Below are 22,751 nucleotides of genomic sequence, written 5' to 3'. Positions count from 1 at the left end.
GGTGGGAACAGGTCACTGGCGAGGGTTTCGGTCAACCGCCCGCCCGCCCGGCGCGTCGGCGAGGGCGGCCCCGGCCCCCGGAAGCCGCCGGAGCTGCCGCGGGGGCGAGGGTTGCGGAGCGTCAGAAAAAGGGTTAACGGATCGTCAGAAGTGGGAGCCCCGGCGCAGTTCCTCGCGGACGGCGGGCCAGTCACCGGTCCACGTCCGCCCCGCAGAGGCGGGTGACTCCAGGGCGATCGTCGCCAGGTAGGCGCGCTTGAGCGCGGCCCGCTCGTCCTGCACCCGGCCCGAGGCCTGCTCGATCCGGCGCAGCCGGGCGTGCAGCCGCTCCAGCGCGCCCCCGCCCGCGAGCAGACGCCGCGCCTCGGGGCCGAAGCGGAAGCCGGCGGCGAGCAGCGGCCAGGCCGACCGCCACACCCGGAACACCTCGCGGTGGCCCGGACCCCACTCCCGCTCGGCCCGGGACAGCCGCGCCATCGCCGCCCGCTCGGTGGGCGCGGCACAGATCTCGCGCAGCGTCCGTGCGAGCGCACCCCAGTCCTCGCCGGGCGCGTGCCGCAGCGCGGCGGGCAGCAGGTGCGCCATCGAGCCGTGCACCAGGGTGCGCGGCCACCGCGCCGCCACCGCCTCGGCCAGGCCCCCGCCGGTGTCGCCGACCAGCACCCAGACCTCGCGCACCCCGCGCTCGGTGAGCTCGGCCAGCACCTGCGGCCAGTGCTCCCCGTCCGTGGCCGGCCACAGGCCCAGGACCTCGCGCCCGCCGTCGGCGGAGATCCCGAGCGCCAGGTGCACCAGCGGGCCGCCCGAGCGGCCGCTGCGCACCGCGTCGAGGAAGACCACCGGGTAGACGGGGTCGAGCGGGCACCGGCGCCGCTCGTCGAGCTCGTCGAGCACCTGGTCGGTGATGGCGGAGACGGTCTCCCGGCTGAGTTCCACGCCGTACACCTCGGCCAGGTGCGCCACCAGCTCGCCGGAGCTGAGGCCGCGCGCGGTGAGCGAGATGACCAGTCGGTCGAGGCCGGGCAGCCGGCGGGCCCGGGGGCGGACGGCCCGGGGGGTGAAGCTGCCCTGGCGGTCCCGGGGCACCCGCACCTCGACCGGGCCGACCTCGGTGAGCAGCCGTCTGGCCCGGGCGCCGTTGCGGACGTTGGCGCCGGGTTCGGCCCCACGCAGGTGCTCCTGGAGTTCGAGCTCCAGGGCGTGCTCGATCAGCTGCTTGGCGAGCGTCTGGAACAGCCCGCCGTCGCCCAGCAGCCGGATCGCGCCGGAGCCGACCTGCTCGGCGGCGGCCTCCGCCAACTGCCGTACCAGCCGCTGGTCCACCAGCTCGGCCAGGTCCACGGGCGGGACCGCCGGGCCGGGATCAGCTCGCAACAAGGGGTGCCCTCCGTCTGTCGGCCGTTCGTCCGTCGGCCGTCCGCCCCGGCCGCCCTGACGGGGCGACAGTCACGAGACGGCGGCCGTCCGCCTGTCACCGCGGCCGGGTGCGCTCGGGTCCGCCACTGCCGCGGTCGGCTCCCCCGCCTCCGGGCGCGCTCGGCTTCGCCGTCGACCGCTGATTTCCGCGCCACTTGGGCGTACACTCACGGCAGTCAGAGCCCGGGGGGACGGCTTCCGAACGACAGGTGATTTCCATCCTGCCATTTCAGATGCCTTGCGGTGGCCGGTACGGGCATTCGTGAAACCGCAATGCCGAAGCCGGAAGGATGCCCAGATGTGCCTATCCCAGGACAACAGCGCGGGAATGGGGACACCGCAGCTCTGTGACCGGGGGATCGAGTTCTACCGGGTGGCGCTGGCCGAGGGCTGCGCCACCGGAGACGCCCCCGAGTGCCTGCTCGCGATGGGCCTGCTGCGCTCCGTACCCGGCTCCGGCGAGCGGCTGACCCCCGTCCCGCCCGACATCGCGGCCACCGGCCTGACCCGGCCGCTCGAACTCGCCGTGCTGGGCCACCAGGAGCGGCTCGCCGAGCTGCGCACCGCCTTCACCGCCGCCGACCGCGCCTACCAGGACGTCATGCGCCGGGCCCAGCTGCCGGTCCGCCTCCTGACGGGCGAGGAGATCAACCCCGCGCTGGAGAAGGCCGTCGCCGCCTGCACCGAGGAACTGCGCACCGCCCAGCCCGGCGGCGGCCGCAGTCCCGAGCACCTCGCGGACGCCCTCCCGCGCGACCTCGCCCTCGCCGGGCGCGGCGTGCGCCAGCGCACCCTCTACCAGCACACCGTGCGCTCGCACGGCCCGACGCTCGCCTACATCGAGCAGGTCACGGCCCAGGGCGCCCGGATACGCACCCTGAACGAGGTGTTCGACCGGGTGATCATCTGCGACCGCTCCACGGCCTTCGTCCCGGCCGCGGCCGACCGCGAGGCCGCCGCGATGCTCATCCAGTTCCCACCGCTGGTCGAGTACCTGCTCAAGATCTACGAGTTGATGTGGGAACGCGCCGAGCCGGTCACCTACCTGGAGGGCCGGCACCGCCCCCAGCTGCTCACCGACCGCACCCGCCAGAACGTCCTGCGCCTGATGGTCAACGGCTACACCGACGAGGCCATCGCCTCCCGCCTCGGCATGAGCACCCGTACGGTCTCCAGCCACATCCAGAAGGCCAGCGAACTCCTCGGCAGCCGCAGCCGCGGCCACCTCGGCTACATCATTGCCCGCGAGGGCGTCCTGGACGAACCCCTCGACGACCTGTGACCGGCACCGGCACCGGGGGCCGTCGCCGTCGCTCGGCGGGACGGCCCCCGGCGGCCGGTGCTACTCGTAGCGCAGTTCGGCCGGCCGCATCAGGCGCAGGAGCTGCGGCAGGCCGAGCGCGGTCGTGAGGAGGACGGCGCCGGCGGCGATCGCGGACATGGCCAGCATGGAGCCCCAGTCGAGGGCGAAGGGCAGGCCCGCCGTGTACTGGAGGACGGCTCCCATCAGCAGGCCGCCGACGGCGGCCAGCAGCATGCCCAGGGCCATCGGGACGAGGGTCTGCCACAGCACCGACAGGCCCAGGATCCGGCGGCGGGTGCCGACGGCGTTCAGCACGCCGAGGATGCGGCGCTGCTCCCGGAAGCGCTCCAGCTGGCCGACCAGCAGGCTGAGGGCGACCAGCAGCAGGGTGACGGCGGAGCCGGCGGTGAGCAGGCGTTTGACGGCGAGGTAGGTCGGGTCGACGGCGCGGTCGAGCGGGGACCCGGCGAGGCCCTGCGGGTCGATCGCCATGACGTCGGTCGCGAGTTGCTCCTTCGGGTCCGGCAGCCCGGGGGCCATCGCGACCAGGACGGTCGCGGGCTGGCCGCGCAGTGCGGCGGCCGGGACGGCGCCCGGGGTGAGGAGCAGCAGGCCGGAGCCGATCCGCCCGTTGGGGTCGGCGCCTTCGACGGGCTCGACGGTGGCCGTCACGGCGGGCAGCGGCCAGGACGGCGGCTCGCCGTCACCGCGGAAGAAGGCGGCGTGGACGGTCGTGCCGGGCTTGGCCGTGGCGGCGGCGTCCGCGCCGGTGTTCGGACCGGTGTTCGTGCCGGCGTTCGTGCCGACGTCCGTGCCCGCGCTCGTGCCGCCGCTCGTGCCGACGTCCGTGCCGGCGTCCGGTCGGGTGGTCCGGCCCTGGACGGCGAAGGCGTCACCGTCCTTGCAGTCGGGCAGGGTCGCGAAGCCGCGCAGCACGGCGCAGTCGGCGATCCGGACGGCGGGCAGGTCCCAGAGCTTGGCGGTGGGGGTCTCCAGGGCGAACTCGGTGTAGGCGGCGGTGGCCCGCACCCCGGGAGAGCGCGCCAGCGAGTCGGCGAGCCGGTCGGCCTGCGGGCCGCCGCCGGGGAAGGACACCGACTGCTGGTACGGCCCGACCGCGGCGCGGGGGCCGGGGCGGTCCTCGTAGCTCGCGCTGACACCGAGGAAGAGCGTCTGCAGGGCGATCGCCCCGGCGACGGCGACGACCACGCCGCTGACCGCGGCCGAGGCGGGGCCCGAGCTCAACTGGAGCCTTCGGATGGCGAGTTGCCAGGACACGCCGCCGCCGGAGCGCCGGGTGGCGGCCTCCACCAGCCAGGGCAGCAGGGTGCAGACGCCCACCAGTATCAGCAGCACGCCGAACGCGACCAGAAGCGAACCACGGGTGTCCTGAACGGAGTTGAAGACGGCGGTGCGCCCCATCCCGGACGGGTTGTACTGCGTGGGCAGTGCCAGCGCGAGCGCCGTCAGGGCGAGGCCGGCCAGCGGCAGCGCCAGCCGCCATCCGATCCGGCGCCGGCCGGGGCCGGAGCGGCGGACCACGCCGAGCGGGTCGACGGTGACCCGGCGCATCGCGAGCAGGGTCACGCCGACGCCGAGGAGCGGCACGACCACGGCGATCGCGGCGGCGATGGCGGGGTGCGGCGCGATGTCCTCGGGGTAGAAGCTGAAGCCCGCGAGCCGCAGGTGGCCGGTCAGCCGCCGGCCGAGCAGGAACAGCGCCGCGCCCGCGACCAGGCCCAGCACCGCGCCGACCAGGGACTCCCCGGCGGCGAGCCGGGCGGTCATCCGGCGGTCCGCGCCGACCAGGCGCAGCGCGGCGAGCCTGCGGTCGCGCCGTTCGCCGCCGAAGCGGGCGGCGGCGGCGAGGAAGACGCCGACCGGGGCGAGCATCACGGTCAGGCCGACCGCGTTGAGCAGGATCAGCCGGGGGTCCATCGGCTTGGGCGGCGAGAAGTGGCCGTACGAGGTGATGCGGGCGGCTCCGGCGTCCCGCGAGAGCCGGTCGCTGCCGAGCAGGTAGCCGGCCTGGCCGGGGCCGAGCAGGCCGTCCGGGCCGATGCCGCCGACCACCGGGTAGGGGAGGCGGTCGCGCAGCAGCTGGTTGGCCGGGTCCTTCAGGAGCTCGGCCAGGGCGGGCGAGACGACCATCCGCCCCGGCGGCGGGTACGCGGCCACTCCGGGCGGGAGCGCCGCGTCCGGGCCCTCGGGCTGGACGACCCGTCCGCGGATCGCGGTGCCCCGGAAGGTGGTGTCGGCGGTGGCGATGAGGACCGTCCGGTCGCCGGGGGTGGGCAGGTCCTCGTCGCGGAAGGTGTCGTTCTGCACGTACAGGCGCTCGTTGCGGTGCTGGACGATGCCGGGGAAGGAGGCGGTGAACAGCAGCAGTGCCACCCCCAGGCCGACGCCGCAGGCGGTGAGCAGCAGGCGCCCCCAGCCGTCCCGTCCGTTGGTGAGGGCCAGGCGCACGCCGAGGCCGAGCTGGTCCAGGAACGGCGAGCGCACCCGGTCGGCGGCGGGGTCGCTCGTGGCGGGGCTGCTCACGCTGGGGCTACTGGTGTCGGGGCTGCTCACGCCGGGGCCGCTCACGCCGGTGCTGCTCATATCGCGCCCGCCAGGTCGCGGGTGCGGCCGTCGCGGACGACGATCTCGCGGTCGGCGTAGGCGGCGACCCTGACCTCGTGGGTGACCAGGACGACGGCGGCCCCGCTCTCCCGGGCGGCCTGGGTGAGCAGCTTCATCACCCGCTCGCCGTTGAGGGAGTCGAGCGCGCCGGTCGGCTCGTCGGCGAAGACCGCCTTGGGCCCGGTGATCAGGGCCCGGGCGGCGCCGACCCGCTGCCCCTGGCCGCCGGAGACCTCGCCGGGGCGCTTGGCGGCCACGTCGTCGACCTCCAGGCGCTCCAACCATTCGCGGGCCCGGGCCTCGGCGGCCCGGCGGCGCAGTCCGTTGAGGCGCAGCGGGAGCGCGACGTTCTCCAGGCAGGAGAGTTCCGGGACGAGCTGGCCGAACTGGAACAGGAAGCCGAACTCGGTGCGCCGCAGGGCGCTCAGCTCGGCGTCGGAACAGGCGGTGAGGTCGCGATCCCGGTAGCGGAGGCGACCGCTGTCGGGTCGGGTGATCCCGGCGAGGCAGTGCAGCAGGGTGGACTTGCCGGAGCCCGACGGGCCCATCACGGCGACGAGTTCGCCGGCTGCGACGGTGAGCGAGGCCCCACCGAGCGCCGGGGTGAGCCCGAAGTTCTTGTGCAGGTCGTGGGCGGCGAGCAGGGGTTCGGACATGGTCAACGCTGGGACTCCGTGATGCGGGCGGCGAGTTCGTCCAGGCGGGCGGCGGTGAGCTCCAGCCAGCGCAGGTCGGCTTCCAGGTGGAACAGGGCGTGGTCGCAGATCAGCTGGTCGGTGAGGTCACCGGTGAGCTTGCGGCGGGTCAGCTCCCGCATCTCCTTGAGGTGTTCGGCCCGCTGCGCGTCCAGGACGTCGGCGCCGGAGCGGCCGGTCAGGAGGGCGAGCACGACCTTCTGGTAGAGCGTGCTCTGCAGGTACGGCTGCGGGCTCTCCGGGTGCGCGAGCCAGTTGGCGAGGTCGGTGACCCCGGCGTCGGTGATCGCGTACCGCTTGCGCTCCGGGCCGTCGCCGGCCTCGACGCCGTCGACCACCACCAGCCCGTTCTTCAGCAGCCGGGAGAGCGTCGCGTACACCTGCCCGTAGTGCAGGCCGCGGTCGCGCCCGAAGTGCTCGTCATGGAGGCGTTTGATGTCGTATCCGTGGCGGGGCTGGGTCTCCAGCAGGCCGAGGAACAGCTGTCCGAGTGACATGCTCCGGGACTATACAGGCCATGTATACACACAGGTGTATAGCGGGCCCCCTCGGGTCCGGCCGCCGGCGCCGACACGGCTCCGGCCTCCCCGAGCAGGACTCGGGGAGGCCGGAGAGGTTCGGTGCCCGGGTCAGTTCAGACCGTGGGCCCGGCGGTCAGGACGCCTGGGCGCGCACCAGCCAACGCTGGTTGGCATTGGCGGTGCAGGACCAGACCCCGAGCGCGGTGCCGTTCGCGTCGGCCCAACCGGGCAGTTCGAGGCACTTGTCGGAGATCGGGTTGTAGAGCGTGCCGTCGTAGCGACGGACCCAGGTCTGCGCGTCATCGGCGGCGCAGGTCTGGAAGGACACCTTGGTGCCGTTGCCGGCCGGCTTGTCGTTGGTGGTGATGCACCGGTCGGTGCCGGAGACCTTGAACTTGTTGTCGGTGGTCAGGGTGAAGTGCTGGGCGTTGCCGTTGTAGCAGTTGTAGAAGGCGACCGCCGTGCCGACGGAACCGCCCCAACTGTCGATGCACCTGCCGGGGTTGTAGGCGCTCTGGATCTGGACGCTGGAGCCGGCCGTGGCGAGCGAGTTGGCCTGCTGGTCGGTGAACGCGTACGGGTAGATCCGGACGTCGCTGACCGCGCCGTTCACGCGGCCGTCAGGCCCGGGGTACCGGGCGGTGGTCTCCCCGCCGATGTTCAGACTGCCGTTGGCCTTCCAGCCCGCAGGGACCTTCGCGCTTCCGGCCGCTCGGCCGTTGACGTACAGCGTCGCGGTCTGGGTGTCCGAGTTGAACGTCCCGGCGAGGTGGGTCCAGACGCCGATCTGGGGTTGCTCGGAGTCGACGGCCGCGTAGTACGTGGTGGGGCGGAGCTGGTCCGACGAGGGCAGGTTGAAGGCCCACTTGCCGTACGTCGCCGAGTACTGCAGGTAGAACGGACTGCGCTCGTTGCCGGTCAGGGAGACGGCGGTCTGGTAACCGTTGGTGTTGTTGACCTTGACCCAGGCGGCGACGGTGTAGCTCTGGCCGGTGTCGATGTTGGCCTGGTTGGTGCTGCGGTAGAGGGTGTTGCCGTCGAGGACGGTCGCCTTGCCCGCGGCGCCGTTGTGGTCGGTGGTGCGGGCGAACGTGCTCGGGTAGAGCGCGTTGGCGGCGTTGCTGTCGACGGCGGAGGTGCCGTCGAGTGCCCACCAGAGCGGGTTCACGGAGGTGTCCGCGGCCTGGGTCGGTCCGGCCTGCCAGGTGAAGGCGGCGTTGGGGCTGCCGGGGTTGGTGGGCGCGCCCCACCAGATGTCGATCTGGCCGTTGCCGCGCTTGCCCCAGAGACCGGCCGCGCCGTTGCCGGTGAGGTCCCCGTCCGAGCCGAGCGTCGGCCAGGTGTCCGGGGAGACGGAGCCGATCGTGACCGGGCTGGAGATCTGGGTCAGCGTCGGGACGGTGGCGGTGTTCCCGCTGCTGTCCAGTACGGGCCTGCCGTTGCGGTCGGTGGACACCACTGTCCCGGTGGTGAAGGTGTAGGCGAGCAGAGTGCCCTTGCCGCCGTCTGCGGCTGCCTCCAGGTTCCGGGCCCACAGGCCTGGGTGGCCCTGCTTGGCCCAGTCGCCGGGGGCGATGAGCTCCTTGTCCTTCCACCCGGAGGCGGCGAGCCGGACGGGCTTGCCGAGGGTCTGGAGCCTGGTCGCGGGGTAGTACCAGAGGGCGGCGTCGGCGCCGTTGGCGGTGCTCTCGACGGTGAGCAGGCCGCTCTTGTTCTTGAACTGCAGCTTGTAGTCGAGGTCCGTGTTCGCCGGGTCGCCGAGTGCGGCCACGCGGAGGGTGTTGGACCAGTCGGTGGCGTTGTATCCGGTGGCGGTGAGCCAGGAGCAGTCCTCGCTGGCCGTCGTGACGCACTTCGGCTTCGGGAGGACCGACCTCGCGTCGACCCGGCCGTAGTAGCCGGTGTTGCCCGGATTCCCGTAGAGGTAGAGGTCCTTGTCACCGGGGGCGTGGGCGACGATGTCGTCGATGTTGTTGCCGCCGGTCAGCGTGCCGCGGTGGGCGAACTGGATGTCGGCCCAGCCCCGTCCGGTGGGTGAGTCGTCGCGCTTGGCGACGAGGGAGACGGCAGGGCTCTTGGCGAGCGGGTTGCCGGCCACGGCGTAGGCGCGCAGGTCGCCCGACTGGTCGGGGGTGACGATGTCGGGCGCACCGTCACCGGTGACGTCGCCGAAGACCGGCGGCGGGCCGTCCGGGTTCCACGGGACGTAGAACGCGTACTGGGCCACCGGCGAGACGTTGCGGGCGTTGTCCATCACCTGGAGGTACACGATGTTGGTGCCCCAGCGGCCCGGCAGGACGCTGACGCCGCCCTGCGGGAGGGCGGATCCGCACTGCCACTGGGCGCCGGAGAGCTGCGGGTCCCAGGACCACCGGGCGCACGTGACACCCGACGGCGTGCCGCCGTTGGGGGCGGTGTCGGCGGCGGTGAAGGGGACGATGCCCCACTCCCAGGCCTTCTTCCTGGTCACCTGTCCGTTGCCGGACGGCGGGAAGTGGTCGGCGAGCGAGCTCTCGGGAAGAGCGGTGTAGACGTCGGGGACGGACAGGCTCGGGGGAGTCAGGTCGACCCCGAAGCGGCATGCGGGGGCGTATCCCGACGAGGTGAAGTCGTCGGTGGCGAAGGAGCCCCAGCCGTAGACGTGCCCGTCCTTGATCACGTCGGAGCGCACCTGGAAGGCGGCGTTGCCTCCGTTGCCGACCAGACCCGATTTCCCGGAGTCGACCTCGGGCGCGCCCGGGAGGTTGTAGTCCCAGATCTTCGACCACGAGTAGAGCGAGTTCTGGACCGGGCTGTGCACGGTGGCGTTCAGGGACACCGCGCCGTTGAAGTTGCTGCCCGCGCCGAGCCAGCCGACCGAGGAACCGTCGCAGCCCTGGTTCTCGGCCCACGGCGACGCCGTGCCCGGCGGCGGCCAGACGTAGGTGTTGGTCGGGGTGTCCGGTGCGCGGTCGTACTCGACGACCACCACCGGGTTGTACGTCAGGCGCTTGAAGGCCATCTTGTTGGACTCGTCGCCGGCGAACACGCCGAAGGTCAGGTTGTCGTGGGTGGCGGCGCGTTCCCGGTAGACGGAGGTGACGTCGTACTGGAACTCGCGGTTGTCGTAGCAGCCGCTGCCGCCGGAGCCGGCGACGTCGGCGCGGCCGAGTCGGCCGCCCACCACGGCGGGCGGGTTGTTCCAGGTGGTCTGGTTGTCGATCGGCCCGGTGAAGTAGAGGTCCACCGGATAGGTGTTGGTGCAGGAGAAGTCCGAGGACTCGTACTCCCAGACCGACATGGTGGCCTTGTTGATGACCGTGCCGCCGAATCCGCGGGTGTCGATCTGGAAGTAGGACCGCTCGATTCCCTTGTCGACCTGGTATCCCTGGTACCCGACGCCGGGACGGGCGTACTGGCCGTCGGAGGCGGTGGTCTGCCCGTAGCGGGGCGTCTTCGGGTACGCCTGCTGGGTCCAGGTCCAGGCGTTGCCGCTGCGGGAGTCGTAGATCCACCCGGGATCGATGAACCAGGGGCCCTGACCCTTGCCGAGCACCGAGGCGTCGGTGGTCAGCTCGACGGCGTCGCCGGAGGCCGTGGTGGGCATGGTCGCGACCCTGGCGCCCGTGCCGGGCCCGTCCGCGCTACTGGGCTTGTCCGACTTGGCGGGAACACCGGCCTGGGCCGCGCCGTCGCCGTCGGCCGGGGCGGCCTGCGCGGCCGCGGCGGCCTTGCCGGCAGTGGCTGCGGGGACGGTGCCGGCCGCGCCGCCTGAGCTGTCCCACATCCGAGGGGCTGGGGCGTGCCAGCGGACCTTGCCGTCCTTGCCGGTGGCGGTGAGGTTGTTGGACCCGTCGTCCTTGACGGTGACGCCCTGACCGGTGGTACCGAAGCGGATCTTCTTCAGCTGCGGGTTGTTGGCGGCTTCGGCGGTCTTGACGATCAGGACGGTGCTGAGGCCGCCGAACTTGTCGGCGGTGGCCTTCAGGTCGATGCCGGGGGCGACGTCGGGGTAGACCAGGCCGTCGCCGTCGTCGTCGAGGGCCGGCTTGGTCAGCGGGAACGGCGAGTCGATGACGAGCTTCTCGCCGTCCGGGCTGGTCAGCGTGCCGAGGGGGCCGCTGCCGCCACCGGACAGGTGGACTCCGGAGGAGGCGGTCCGAGGGCGGTAGCCGCCCGCCGGGTCGGCGACGAGCTTGGCGTCCAGCGCGGCCCAGACGCCGTCCTGCCGCCTGACGCGTTGCTGGTCGGCGTGCTGGGAACGGGAGAGGTGGCCCGCGGGAGTGGCGACCGTTTCGCTGTACTCGTCCGTCAGTTCGGGTACGGGGACGGGCTTGCCGGTGGACTTGGCCTGGGCGATCGCCCGGTCGGCGGCCGCAGCCGGAGGCTTCTCCTTGGTCTGCCTGGCGTCTGCGGCGGCCATGGCCGTCAGCACGTCCGGGGGAAGCGTTCCGGGTGTGGTGGTGGGCGTGGTGGGCACCGGGGCGGCGAACGCGACGGGTGCCACCGAGGTCAGGGCCAGGACGAGGCCCACGGCCGCGGCGGATGCGCGCGCGGACGGGGTCCGTGGACGAAGGCGTGTGCAGGAGCGGGCGCCGGGCGGAGCAGCGGGCATGTGGTGAGGTTCCCCCCTCGGTACGACAATCGGGTCCGCCCCCTGGCCGATGGGTAAAGGCGCGGGCAGGGGGCGCCAGCAAGATCGCGCAATGGCAAACTGATGGTCAACTCATTTAGGTGTTCGACTGTCTGGTTTGGGGGTGGGCGAACCGCTTTGGTTCCCCTGTGACATGAATCACCACACGTCTTGATCGGTCGACTCCTCGACCCGGGGCCGCATTACCCCCTACTGTCCGCCACAGTCGTCTGTCCACGCCCTAGCTGAGGCGTGGCTACCTATGGGGGGTAACGGTGTCTGTTCGTCGTGTCCGTTTGCCGTGGTCGGCGGGGAGGGGAGCGCCGCCACCAGGGCGGCGTCGAAGCTCTCGTGTCGCTTTTGTGAGCGCTTTGACCGTGCTGAGTGCTCTTGTGTCACCTGTCGTCCCGGCGTTGGCTGCGCCGGTGGCGGACAAGGACAAGATCTGGTCGCCGCCGGGTACTCCGCTGCCGAAGACGGCTTCCGTACCGGGCTCACCAGAGCAGCCGAAGTCGGTGTCGGCGAAGAAGGGCTCACCGGACTGGGTGCCGCCGAAGGGCGCTCCGAAGAGTGCCTCGGGCTCGGCCGTCGCCCTGCTGGATCCCGCGCCGGCGCCCGGTGCGAAGGCCGTTCGCAAGGGTCCGGACGGCGCCGAGGTGTGGGAGCCGGCGGCCGGCGCCTCGAAGCGGGCCGGTGAACTGCCGGTGTGGCTGGCGCCCGTCGCGCCGGATACCGCGTCGAAGGCCTCGGGTGCTGCGCCGGGCGCGGACGCCGGTCCGGCCAACCCGCCGGTCAAGGTGAGTGTCGCCGACGCGAAGGCCACCGGTGCCGCCGGTGTGCAGGGAGCCCTGGTCACGCTGGAGCGCGCCGAGCAGACGGACGCGACGAAGGTGCGGCTGGGTCTGGACCTGTCCGGTGCCGGATTCGGTGGTGGCTTCGCCGAGCGGGCACAGCTGGTGTCGCTGCCCGCGTGTTCGCTGACCACGCCCGAGGTGGCCGGCTGCCTGGCGCGCACGCCGGTGCCCTCGCACTACGACGCGGAGGCGAAGAAGCTCGTCGCCGACATCGACCTGCCCGCCGTCGAAGCCGCTCTGACGAAGGGACAGCGAGCCGAGTCGAAGTCCGGGGACCAGGCGCCGTCCTCCGGCCCTGTGCCCGCAGCCCCGGCGCGGATGGTGCTGGCGGCCGAGGGTACCCCGTCCAGCGGCCTCGGCACCTACAGCGCGACCTCGCTCTCCCCGAGCCAGGCGTGGACGGCCGGCAGCTCGTCGGGCTCGTTCACGTACAGCTACCCGGTCCAGTCCCCGCCGTCGCTCGGCGGCACGGCGCCCCAGGTGGCACTGGGATACGACTCGGCGGCGGTCGACGGGAGGACCTCGTCGACCAACTCCCAGGCGTCCTGGATCGGTGACGGCTGGGACTTCAGCTCGGGCTTCGTCGAGCGCTCCTACAAGGCGTGCGACAAGGCCGGGATTGCCGGATCCGGCGACCAGTGCTGGGGCGGGGCGAACCTGACCCTGTCGTTGGGCGGCCACTCGGGCGAACTCGTGCCCAACGACCCCTGCGCGTCCGGTGACGCCAAGTCCGAGCAGTCCACGTGCACCTGGCGGTTGAGGAACGACGACGGGACCAAGGTCGAGTTCCTCACCGGCGCCGACAACGGCACCTGGAACGGGTCGTACCTCAAGGTCACCGACAGCTCCGGCACGGTCTACTACTTCGGCCTCAACCACCTGCCCTCCGCGTCCGGTGCGCCGACCAGCACCGGCCCGGAGAGCAAGTCGGCCTGGACGGTGCCGGTGTACTCGCCGAACGCGGGTGACCCGTGCTACGACGCGGCCAAGGGCAAGGGCTCCTGGTGCCAGACGGCATGGCGCTGGAACCTCGACTACGTCGTCGACGCCCACAACAACCTGACCACCTACACCTACGCGCCGGAGGCCAACTGGTACGCCCGCGGTGGCGGCCAGAACCGCGGCAGTGGTGTGAACTCCTCGTACACCCGCGGCGGCACGCTCGCCTCGATCGGCTACGGGCAGCTGCTCTCCGACCAGCTCGGTGCGAACGGCGCGCACCAGCCCGCCGCGAAGATCGACTTCGAGACGGACGAGCGCTGCGTCTCGGGCGCGGCGGCCTGCGACCCCGCGCAGCGGACCTCGGCCAACGCGGCCAACTGGCCGGACGTGCCGCTCGACAAGCAGTGCGCCGAGCAGGGCACCTGCTCCAGCTACGGGCCGACCTACTGGTCGACCAGGTGGCTGAACGCCGTCACCACCTCGATCCGCTCCGGCGGCTCGTACCGCCCGGTGGACCGCTACGAGCTCACGCACACGTTCAAGAAACCGGCCAACTCCGATGAGAACACGCAGATCCCGTGGCTCCAGGCGGTCAAGCGGATCGGCAAGGACACCTTCAACGGGCAGACCGACCAGGCCTTGCCGGAGGTCACCTTCGCGGACCTGATGCTGCCCAACCGGGTGGACGGCCTCGTCCCGGCCCGCCCCCGCTACTATCGGCCGCGGATCGAGGTGATCACCCTTGAGACCGGCGGCACGATCGCGGTGGACTACAACCGCGAATCGTGCATGCGCACCACGGGCAAGATGCCGTCCTCGGCGGACGGCAACACCATGAGCTGCTACAACGTGAAGTGGTACGACACGGGTGTGGCCGCGATGGTGGACGACTGGTTCCTGCGCTACCCGGTCGCCTCGGTGACCGTCGACCCGAACTCCAACCTCGTCGCCGGCTCGGTCACCAAGGTCACCGCCTACGAGTACGGGCCGGCCGCCTGGCACCGCAACGACGGCGCCCTGGTGGACGACAAGTCCCGCACCTGGGACCAGTTCCGCGGCTACGCCAAGGTGACCGCCGTGACTGGCTCGGGCAAGGACGGCGCGAAGTCCAAGACGTCGACCAGCTACCACCAGGGAATGGACGGTGACCTGAAGGCGGACGGATCGGCCCGGTCGGCGACGGTGTCCGGGCCGACGAGCGGCGCCCGCCGCGACGACGACTGGCTGTCCGGCCGGGTGCTGGAGAGCGACGTCTACGTCGATGCCGACGCGGCCGCACCCGAGGCGTCCACCGTGAACACCAGCAGTGGCCCGGTGACCACCGCGACCCACAAGCGGCCCGGTCTGCCGGACCTCGTCGCCCGGTACGCGGCCACCACCTCGACCAGCACCTCGACCAGCCGGACCACCACCGGAACCCGGGCCACCTCGACGGTGACCGCCAGTGACCCGGCGAACGGCAACCGGATCAAGACCAGCCTCAGCACCGCCGACGGCACACTCGACGTCTGTGTCCGCAACTCCTACGCCACCGGCGCGAATCCGAGCATGACCGGGCTGGTGTCCGAGGCGCTGACCGTCTCCGGCGCGAACGCCTGCACGGCGACGCCGACCGCAGCGAACACCGTCTCCGGCGCCCGCACCCTGTACGACGGTGCGGCGTTCGGCTCTGCGGGCGCCAAGGGGGAACCGACCGGTGCGCAGGTGCTGGACCGCTACGACGGTTCCGGCGCAGCTCAGTTCGTGACCACCGGCACCTCCGCCTACGACGTCTACGGCCGCGCCACCAGCGCCACCGACGTGACGGCCACCGACAGCGCCAATCCGAACGGCGCCACCGTGACCACGACTTACGGCTCGGCGAACCCGGGCGAGCTGCCCAACCGGACCGTGACCGGCACCCCGGCCCCGGCGGGAGCGTCCGACGCCGGAGCCAAGCGCAACACCACCACCACGCTGAACCCGGCCCGTGTGCTGCCGATCACCACCACCGACCCCAACGCCCGTACCGTCACCCAGTCGTACGACTCCCTCGGTCGACTCAAGGCGGTCTGGACCCCGGGCCGGGCGACCAGCGCGAGAGCCAACTTCACCTTCGACTACACGGTGGACGGCACAGCCCGGCCGTCCACCGTCACCAGCCGGACGCTGCGCTCCAACGAGAGCTACGCGGTCTCCACCCAGATCGTGGACGGCCTGGCCCGGACCATCCAGACCCAGACCAACCCGGCCATCTCCGCCTACCACGGCCGACTGCTGACGGACACCTTCTACGACTCGCAGGGCCGCACCAACCGGACCTTCAACACCCACTACGACGACACCGCCGGTCCGAACACGGTCCGATTCAACGCGATCCCCGCCGAGGTCCCCGGCCAGACCTCCACCGCCTTCGACGGCATGGGCCGACCGGTGAGCACGCAGTTCATCGCCCTCGGCGTGCTGCAGAACACCACGACCACCGCCTACCCGGGCGCCGACCGGGTCGACGTGTCGCCGCCGGCCGGTGCCACCGCGACCAGCACCCTTTCCGACGCCCGCGGCCGCACCAGCCAGCTGTGGCAGTACAGGACGCCGTCCGCTACCGGCAAGCAGGCCGACGCCGACGTCACCACGTACACCTACACCCCGAGCGGCCAGCCCGCGACGCGAGTCGACGCCGCCGGGAACAGCTGGAGCTACGGCTACGACCAGCGCGGCCGTCAGGTGAAGGCCGACGACCCGGACACCGGCGTCTCGATCCGCACCTACGACAGTGCGGGCCGCCTGGCCACCACCACGGACGCGCGCGGTCAGTCGATGGCGCTCACCTACGACCTGCTCGGCCGCAAGACCGGCACCTACAACGGCACGGTCAACCCGGCCAACCAGCTCACCGGCTACACCTACGACACCGTCGCCAAGGGCCAGGCCGCCAGCTCCACCCGGTACGTCGGGGGCGCCGGCGGAGCGGCCTACACCAAGGCCGTCACAGAGCTGGACCCGGCATACCGGCCGACCAAGTCCACCGTGTCGATCCCCGGCAGCGAGATCGGCAAGACCGGGCAGGCGACCTACGAGTACGAGACCGTCTACGACCCGATCACCGGCGCCGTGACCACCGAGTACCGGGCCGCCGTCGGCAACCTCGCCTACGAGTCGATCGGCTACAACTACGAGATCTACGGCCTGCTGCACGACATGGGCGGGGCCGACGACACCTACCTCCGTCAGTCCGACTGGGACGCCTACGGGCGCAACATCCGCTCCACCGTCAACCCGTTCGGCTGGCAGATCGTCGCCACCAACACCTACGACGTGTCCACCGGGCGTCCGCTGACGCAGTACGTCGACAAGCAGACCTCCACCGACGGCACGGTCCAGAACACGACCTACGCCTACAACCAGGCCGGCCGGATCACGGCGATCCGGAGCATCCCGAACAACACCCCGGCCGCCACCGACCTGCAGTGCTTCTCCTACGACTACCTGGGCCGGCTCACCACCGCGTGGAGCGACACCGGGCGGCTCGACCAGCCCACCCCGTCCCTGGCAGGCCAGGGGGCGTGCGCCAACTCCACTCCCACCAGCGGGGCTTCGGCGCCTTCGAAGACGACGGTGGGCGGCAACGCCGCCTACTGGCAGGACTACACCTACGACCTGACCGGCAACCGCACCAAGCTCGTCGACCACAACCCGGCCGGTGACCAGTCCAAGGACGTGAAGGTCGACCAGACCTTCCCGACCCCCGGCACCCGCAACACGCCGACCACCGCGGCCGGCACGGGCGGCGGCACCGGCGGCCCGCACGCACTCGCCGGCGGCACGTACACCTACGGCTCGGCCACCGCCCCCCAGGGCACCGACGAGTACGACGCGGCCGGCAACACCACGAAGATCAACAACCCCAACGGCATCAAGATCCTCAACGCCGGGTCCGTCCTCAAGTCCGGTGAGAGCGTGCGCTCCAACAGCGTCCGACTCGCCATGCAGGACGACGGCAACCTGGTGCTCAGCTCGCTGCGCACCGGTCAGGTCCTCTGGTCCACCAACACCCAGAACCACCCGGGAGCCTGGGCCACCATGCAGGACGACGGCAACTTCGTCGTCTACGACTCCCAGCGCGTCGCGCTCTGGTCCTCGCAGACCTGGGCGGGTAACGCCAGCGGCTACTTCGCGACCGTCCAGGACGACGGCAAGTTCATCGTCTACGCGCCCGGTTGGAATTCCAAGTGGGGCACCTCGACCTGGAACGCCGCTGGCTCGGCCAATGCCTCCACGCTGACCTGGGACGTCGAGGGCAAGCTCGCCTCACTCGCCCAGGGTTCGGCCGTCACGACGTACGTCTACGACGCCGACGGCAACCAGCTGATCCGCCGCAACCCCGGCAAGGTCACCGTCAACCTCGGCGGCGGCGACGAACTCACCTACGACACCGGTACCAAGACCAGCACCGGTACCCGCTACTACAGCATCCCCGGCGGCATCACCCTGGTCCGCGAGAGCCCGACCAAGCTCACGTACCAGTTCGCCGACCACCACGGCACCAACACCCTGTCCATCGGCCGCGACAGCCTCGTCGAGACCCGCCGCCCCACCGACCCCTTCGGCGCCCCCCGCGGCACCACCTCCAGCACCACCGCCTGGGCCGGCGACAAGGGCTACGTGGGAGGCCTCAAGGACGACGCCACCGGCTTCACCAACCTCGGCGCACGCCAATACCAGCCCAGCACCGGCCGCTTCCTCAGCCCGGACCCGCTGCTCCTGCCCAACGACCCGCAGCAGTGGAACGCCTACTCCTACAGCCACAACAACCCGGTCAACAGGTCGGATCCGTCCGGACTCTATGATCCGGATGTCAGGGCCGCGGTGCTGCAGGAGCGGAAGGAGCAGGAGGACGCTGCGCGCAACTGCGGAGGGAACGGGGTCACCGGTCCGGCAGTCTGCTCGGACGGAAGCAGTTGGGAGGACAACCGTCCGACCAAGAACCAGCTGAACGTCCTGAAGTATCGGATGCAGATGAAGGGGCTCATCTCGGACAGCGGCGACGACTACTCGGACACGGAGGACAGGGTGTTCAACAAGCACGCACCCGGTCCGCATGATCTGAAGGTCAAGAACTGGCTTTACCAGGTCGTTTCCGGGCTGAACGTGAACGGCATGAAGGGTGCCAACTCATTCAACGTGGCATCCAAGCTGCTGCAGCACTACTTGGATGCGAGCGGCACACCGGTCGAGCTCCATCCCGACAGCATGATCAACGAGATCCCTAACTTCAAGAAAAGTGTCAATAAGTATCTGACTGGTAACGCCGCGGGGAAGGGGAAGTTCGACTCCGGCTGGCAGCAAACCCGTGCGGATGAGAATGATGGGGATACGAGTATCGGATGGTTCTACGCCTTGAACAACTTCCAGTGGAGGGTGTCGGGTGTGAACCAGAAGGCAGGCGGCCCGGAGTACAAGCTGGAGATCCGGAAACGGTACGACTGGGGAACACCCAGTGAGGCCCGAGACCGGCTGCACAAGTTTCACATCGAAATAACCCAGCCGGAGATCGCGCATCTCAATACGGTTGGACTGGCCAGGGACTTCGATGTGTTCGGTTCGGCCATGATGCAAGGGGTGCCTGAATGAGAGTTGCTGTGAAGCTGATCCGAGCGGGCCTGGTCGGAGCTTCGCTGCTGGCCGTCGCCGCCTGCGGCAGCGGGTCGGGTGGCGCTGGAGCCGCGATGACGGCCACGCCTGCCGGTTCCGCTGCTTCGGCACCTGCTGCCTCGTCTCGTGAGTCGTCAGTGACACTGTCGAAAGCTCCGAGCACCGAGTTGCAGCACCAGTACGGGACGCTGGTCCCCAAGGGGGCGACCGATGTTTCTCACGGATACCGCCAGTCCGGCGGTGGCGGAGAGCTGTGGGTGGCCTTCAGGGTCGGGAAGGACGGCCTCACGGCCTTCCTGTCCAGCCTCGGGATCAGCGAGTCACAGCTGGACCCCGGCGTCATCGAGTTCACGACGACCGACCTTGAACTCACCGGCTGGTCGATCGACCCTACACACGAAGTGAAAGGCATCATGGCGCCCGCCAAGGATGAGGACATGAAGAGCCCGAGCCAGAAGATCACGGTGGACTACACTAGTTCCGGAGGGGTCATGGTTTACGTTCTGGCGGGCAAGCCCTAATGCTCCACCGGCCTGCTCCAGGAGTCACGCTGCATCTCAGGCCTTGGATTTTGAGGTGACGTACGGCGAACGCTCTACTCCTTCGCCGTATGGGGGTTTTTGGACAATTGGAATCCTTTCCCTATTTGCTGGGGAGTGGTTCTCAACCGGGTCCGACCTCCAGGCGTGAGTGCGGGATGTTCTTTCAGTAGCGGCAGGACGGGGACTGGCTGACGATGACTGGCGTGGACGCTGGTCAAGAGTCGTTCGCCCGACAGTAGTCCGTCGGCTGTGGATAGCCAGTAGGTCTGTGCCATGAGCGCCCCATCCGGTTGCCGGATGGGGCGCTCAGCTGTTGAGGGGTTAGCTCGTGGAGCTGTTGCGTGGAGGATAATAAATGGACGGGGAAGGCTTTCGTTGCAGGGCAGGGTGGCCGGGATCCAGAATGAACTGATGGATTGTCAGTTCTGGCTGGGCGGTGCTACCGTATGCGGTCCTTGTCCTGTGAGGTCGGGAGCTTTGATGGTTGTCCTTGGAATGCTGATACCGGTTGTCCTGGGATTAGCCTTGGTCGCAAATTTTCGTGGAATCCGCGACTTCTTCGTGGAGGGCGCTGAGAAGAAGTCGATCCCGGTGATCGCGTTGATTGTCGGCTGGTTCTTCATTGTGGTTCCTGGGGTGGCTGTCCTCGGCATGGCCGTCAAGGCGATCCTGCGCTGACCTGTTCGGACTGTCGCAGGTGGTGGCGCGTGACTTCTGAGGCGGTGGGGCGGTCTTCGGGACGGCCTCGCCGCCAGATCCTTTGATGGAGGGTGCGTGAAGGGGCGGCGAATTGTCCTGTGGAGTGTGGTCGGCGGGTTGCTGGGTGTCCTCGGGTTGGGCTGGGCCGTGTGGATGACGGTCCGACCTTCCGCGCCTGAGGTGCCTGATCCGGTCGGACGGTGGGCCGGAGGAGCGGCGGCTGTCGAGCTTCTTCCGGAAGGGCAGATCGGATCGGCACAAGTGCCGGCCCGCGTGTGCAGCGCTGCCTCGGTGTACCGGGAACAGCCGACGGAGATCGAGGGGCGCTGGAAGAAGTCGGTTCTCGATGACGTGGGGCCGGGGGTCTACGTGGACGCGACCCGGAAGGACGGGAGCGGTAGTTGTCGGTTCTGGCTGACGGCCGAGGAGAACGGGAAGGACCTGTGGGTGCTGGTCAGTCAGGGGTTCGTCATGAAGAAGGACTGAGATGTCGCGGTGGATTCGATTCCTGGTGATATGGAACGGGGTGGGAGTGATCGGGATGCAGAGGCCGAGCCGGGTGCGTGGACGTGGGAGGCTGCCTGTTCTGGCTGTCTGTGTGGCATCGGCTCTGCCGCTGGCGGCTTCGTGCACGGTGGCGAAGGATCCTGTCCCGGCTGTCATCGGGTCCTGGAAGGCGCCCGTCGCTTCGATTCAGTTCTTGGAGGGCGGCAAGCTTGGCGAGGTGAGCCTGCTCCCGGCCATGTGTCGTGGAAGGAAGTCCTCGACCGTGGTGAAGTTCACCGGCACCTGGAAGTACGGGACGCTTTCCGACGCCGGACCTGGCGCGGTCGCCCAATTGGTCTCCGTCGATGGTGATCTGAGGTGCGAGGGGTTCTTTCAGTACGGCAAGGACCAAGGTGAGGAGTGGTTGCAACTGACCGATGCGGACGACGGTGGCGTGCCGTTCGCCGCGTTCGTTCGGCAGTAGGTCCGTTTCGAGAGCCGCCCCATCCGATGTGTCGGATGGGGTGGCTCTCGAAACGGAGCGTGGGCGACGCGGGGTCCGGGGGTGTCAGGGGGGCGTCAGGAGTGGGGCGGTGATCGTTGGGATGTCGTCAAGAGGGGGTGGGGCTGGGGGTGGGATCGGGTGAGGTGGGTGGGTGCCGACTCCTCCGTTGCCTGATGTGCCTGGTCCCACTGGTGGTTACCGCAATGCGCCTACCGGGGTGCCGCCGTACGGCGGGCCGGCGGTGCCGACGCTGCCGGCTCTGGACGGGACGCTGGTGGTCGACTTCGCGCTGGTCGGCAAGGCCGGGGCGGATGCGGGCAAGGCGGCCGAGGGCATGGCTGCCGCCTGGACGGCGCTCAGTTCGGCAGCCTTGTTCGGTGCGGCGCCTTGGGGGGATGATCCGGCGCTCGGGCAGGGCTTCGACCAGGTCTTCGCCCAGCCGCGGGACGATCTGCTGAAGGCGGTGCAGGCGCTGCCGGACACCCTGCGCAAGCTGGCCGACGCCCTCGGCGCCACGCGCAGCACGTTCGAGAGGGCCGACGAGCACGCCACGGAACTCGCCTGGACGTTCCCGGGGCCCGGTAGCGGCGGCGCGTGATGGCGGTCGACGCCCCCAATGCCTCGCTGCCGGACGGGTTGCAGAACCTGCTGATGATCCTGGTGGGCAACAAGTGGCCCACCGGGAACGAGAGCGCGCTGCGGGCCGAGGCGGATGCCTGGGCCGAGGCGGCGAAGTCGATCCGTGCCTGCGTCCTGGACCTGGCGGACGCCAAGTCCCAGCTCGACCAGGGCCTGAGCGGCGCCAGCAAGGACGCGTTCGACGCCTATCTGGCCAGGCTCGCCGTCGCCGACGACGCCGCGCTGCCGCTCATCGCCCAGTGCTGCGACTCCGCCGCCGACGCGCTGCACAACCTGGCGAACCAGATCGAGACCCTGCGCATCGAGATCATCGGTGCGCTGGTGGTCCTGGCGGTTCAACTGGCCATCGACGCCGTGATGTTCCTCTTCGGCGGGGCCGAGGCGGCGCCCGTGGAGATCGCCTTCACCAGGGCCCTGGTGTGGGCCTTCCTGCGCAAGGCGCTGATCAGCGCGGTGACCCGGGTCGCCGAGTCGGTGCTGGCCCAGGTGGGCTTCGACCTGCTGGCCCAGGTGATCGAGCTGGGCCAGGGCCACCGCACGTCGATCGACGGCGGTGAGCTGGGCACGGCCGCCATCAACGGGGCGGTGGGCGGCGCGGTCGGTGTCGGTGCCGGGTGGCTCGGCAAGGGTCTGGGCAAGGGCCTGGGAAAGGGGCTCGGGAAGGGCTTCACGTCGCTGACCGGCAAGGAGGCCGGCGCGTTCGCCAAGGGCGCGGCCGGGTTGGTCTGGAACACCGGCTACGGGGCGCTGACCGGGATGGCCGAAGGCGCGGCGCAGGACGCGGTGTTCGGGCTGTCGGGTGACTACGTCTCCGGCGCGGCCAACGGCGCGTTCGCCGGGGCGTGGGGGTGGCGGCACGGGGCGATGAATCCCGGGAACAAGTTCTCCATCTCGCCGGGCGATCACATCGAGGGCTGGCTGAACGGCAGGCTGGAGGGCCCGCGCCCACCGCGCGGCGGTACGACGGGGGGCGGTACGACGGGGGACGGTACGCCAGGGGGCGGCCCGTCGGAGATCGAGCTCGTCCCGGTGGGGGACCTGCCCCATGAGCTGCCGCCGCTGCCGCCGCAGGACACGGACCTCTCGGGCCTGTTCCACGAGATGGGCCACTTCCCGGCCCCCGTCGGCGACTTCAGATCGACGCACGGCGGCACCCCGGCTCCGCAGCGCCCGCTGCCGCGGACTGTCTCCGACGCCATCCTGGAGGAGCTCAATCCGGGCGTGCACCAGCCCTCCTGATGGAGCGTCAGGAGGGCTGGCGTCGGTGCGGGGGAGGGG

Annotated in this window: 13 protein-coding genes; 8 read left to right on the top strand and 5 right to left on the bottom strand. The window is 70.6% G+C overall.

Annotation, left to right across the window (positions count from 1 at the left end; genetic code table 11):
- Positions 1–144: 144 nt before the first annotated feature.
- Entirely contained in the window at positions 145–1,341 is a 1,197-nt protein-coding gene (locus AC07BF_RS01995; RefSeq protein ID WP_478317199.1) for an IS256 family transposase, read from the bottom strand.
- A gap of 373 nt (positions 1,342–1,714) precedes the next feature.
- On the opposite strand from AC07BF_RS01995, the gene AC07BF_RS01990 reads away from it, so the two are divergent.
- On the top strand, positions 1,715–2,698 hold the full coding sequence (locus AC07BF_RS01990) for a helix-turn-helix transcriptional regulator (RefSeq protein ID WP_363630386.1): 984 nt from the start codon (positions 1,715–1,717) through the stop codon (positions 2,696–2,698).
- Between the two features lie 60 nt (positions 2,699–2,758).
- Here AC07BF_RS01990 and AC07BF_RS01985 read toward each other — a convergent pair whose 3' ends face one another.
- The 4 genes from AC07BF_RS01985 to AC07BF_RS01970 form a co-directional block, all read right to left on the bottom strand.
- Positions 2,759–5,263, bottom strand: coding sequence for an ABC transporter permease (locus AC07BF_RS01985; RefSeq protein ID WP_478332781.1), 2,505 nt, complete (start codon positions 5,261–5,263; stop codon positions 2,759–2,761).
- A gap of 56 nt (positions 5,264–5,319) precedes the next feature.
- Positions 5,320–6,000 (bottom strand): ABC transporter ATP-binding protein, encoded by a 681-nt coding sequence (locus AC07BF_RS01980; protein ID WP_363585174.1) that lies wholly within the window; start codon positions 5,998–6,000, stop codon positions 5,320–5,322.
- A gap of 2 nt (positions 6,001–6,002) precedes the next feature.
- The gene (locus AC07BF_RS01975; protein WP_363374032.1) at positions 6,003–6,536 is read right to left on the bottom strand and encodes a PadR family transcriptional regulator; all 534 of its coding nucleotides are present in this window, start codon (positions 6,534–6,536) and stop codon (positions 6,003–6,005) included.
- A 157-nt stretch (positions 6,537–6,693) separates the two neighbouring features.
- Positions 6,694–11,073 (bottom strand): LamG-like jellyroll fold domain-containing protein, encoded by a 4,380-nt coding sequence (locus AC07BF_RS01970; protein ID WP_400810103.1) that lies wholly within the window; start codon positions 11,071–11,073, stop codon positions 6,694–6,696.
- 524 nt (positions 11,074–11,597) lie between these two features.
- Here AC07BF_RS01970 and AC07BF_RS01965 point away from each other — a divergent pair.
- The 7 genes from AC07BF_RS01965 to AC07BF_RS01935 all read left to right on the top strand — a co-directional run bounded on the left by AC07BF_RS01965 (position 11,598) and on the right by AC07BF_RS01935 (position 22,712).
- Entirely contained in the window at positions 11,598–18,581 is a 6,984-nt protein-coding gene (locus AC07BF_RS01965; protein ID WP_478332780.1) for an RHS repeat domain-containing protein, read from the top strand.
- An 8-nt stretch (positions 18,582–18,589) separates the two neighbouring features.
- Complete coding sequence (locus tag AC07BF_RS01960) at positions 18,590–19,123, top strand: hypothetical protein (protein ID WP_478332779.1); 534 nt, start codon at positions 18,590–18,592, stop codon at positions 19,121–19,123.
- A 501-nt stretch (positions 19,124–19,624) separates the two neighbouring features.
- A complete protein-coding gene (locus tag AC07BF_RS01955; protein ID WP_363375533.1) occupies positions 19,625–19,822 on the top strand; it encodes a hypothetical protein in 198 nt (65 codons plus the stop codon).
- Between the two features lie 96 nt (positions 19,823–19,918).
- On the top strand, positions 19,919–20,329 hold the full coding sequence (locus tag AC07BF_RS01950) for a hypothetical protein (protein WP_478332778.1): 411 nt from the start codon (positions 19,919–19,921) through the stop codon (positions 20,327–20,329).
- A gap of 283 nt (positions 20,330–20,612) precedes the next feature.
- Positions 20,613–20,813: a hypothetical protein gene (locus AC07BF_RS01945; protein WP_478332777.1), complete on the top strand. Its 201-nt coding sequence runs from the start codon at positions 20,613–20,615 to the stop codon at positions 20,811–20,813.
- A 196-nt stretch (positions 20,814–21,009) separates the two neighbouring features.
- Positions 21,010–21,432, top strand: a complete 423-nt coding sequence (locus tag AC07BF_RS01940) for a hypothetical protein (protein ID WP_478317179.1) — start codon at positions 21,010–21,012, stop codon at positions 21,430–21,432.
- A complete protein-coding gene (locus tag AC07BF_RS01935; protein ID WP_478332776.1) occupies positions 21,432–22,712 on the top strand; it encodes a WXG100-like domain-containing protein in 1,281 nt (426 codons plus the stop codon). Before AC07BF_RS01940 ends, AC07BF_RS01935 begins: the two co-directional genes overlap by 1 nt.
- Positions 22,713–22,751 lie beyond the last annotated feature (39 nt).

The sequence above is a fragment of the Kitasatospora sp. NPDC043950 genome (genome assembly GCF_056435345.1).
The sequence above is the reverse complement of the archived record's forward strand: the minus strand, read 5'-3'. Positions and strand labels throughout refer to the sequence as shown.